At 60.7% G+C, this 1,068-nt stretch carries 1 protein-coding gene; it reads right to left on the bottom strand.

Going from position 1 to position 1,068, the window contains the following annotated elements; all coding sequences use genetic code 11:
• The coding region (locus F2P46_RS38980; RefSeq protein WP_166899291.1) for a type VI secretion system Vgr family protein at nucleotides 1-1,068 on the bottom strand (1,068 nt) is incomplete at both ends.

Raw genomic sequence — 1,068 nt, 5'->3', positions numbered from 1 at the left:
CAATGGTTTCCGTCTTCATCTTGGCAACAGTAATGGTCCAGGCCCCACCGATGCTATCGGTCTCGTTCTGCACCACGGTCTTGGTCCGGTTCGCCCCAATCGTGATGGTCTCGTTGATCCCCACATCCTCGGTGCGGTTGTCGCCGATGCTGATGGTCTCGTCATGATCGACCCGCTCCTTGCGGTTGTTGTGTACCGTAATCGTTTCATCGCGGTCCACGGTCTCCGTACGGTCGCGCTTGACGAGGGTGGTCTCATCCCGGTCGATGGTCTTGCGGCGATCGTTCCCAACCCACTTGTCCTCGTCGTGCTCGACCTCGGTCAGCTGGTCCTTCTCGGCATGCAGCCACAACTGTTCCTGGCCCTTTTTATCCTCGAAACGCAAGGCATTGGCGGTGTTGTAGTTGCCCTTCGGCGTGGAACGCGTCAGCACGCCGCTCTGGGTCTTGTTCTCAGGCAGCGTCCACGGCACCATGGTGTCTTCGTTTGGCACCATGCCGGTCACCAACGGCCGATCCGGGTTGCCGTCCATGAACTGGACGATCACTTCCGAGCCGATGCGCGGAATCGCCGTCACGCCGAAGTTGGCGCCCGACCACGAGGTAGCCACGCGGATCCACGCCGAGCTTTTCTCGTCGTATTCGCCGATGCGGTCCCAGTGGAACTGCACGCGCACGCGGCCGTACTTATCGGTGTGAATCTCTTCGCCCTTCGGCCCCACCACCAGCGCAGTTTGCAGCCCGTAAATCTTCGGCTCGATGCTGTTGTAGCCGCGCCCCGGACGCCATGGAATCTGCTTGCGGATGCAGGAGACGCGGTTTTCGTAGTACGACGGCGTTTCCACATTCACCTGGTAATTGTTGCTGGCCGTGTGGCGCACTTCCAGGATCAGGAAGTTTTTCGAGCCGTCGTCAAAGTGTTCCGTCAAGGTAAAGCTGCGACCCGGCATGGCGTAGCGGTCGTTGCCGGCGCCTTCGAAATGCTTGCCGGACGCTTCGATTTCTTCCAGCCGCAAGCGGGTCTTGGCGTCGCCGTCGCCGGCGTCCTTGAAGCCGTAGGCGCCCACGT

It is taken from the genome of Massilia sp. CCM 8734 (assembly GCF_011682155.1).
Lineage (GTDB): Bacteria > Pseudomonadota > Gammaproteobacteria > Burkholderiales > Burkholderiaceae_D > Telluria_A > Telluria_A rubra.
Note: the sequence above shows the minus strand (reverse complement) of the source record. Positions and strands in the feature narration are given on the sequence as shown.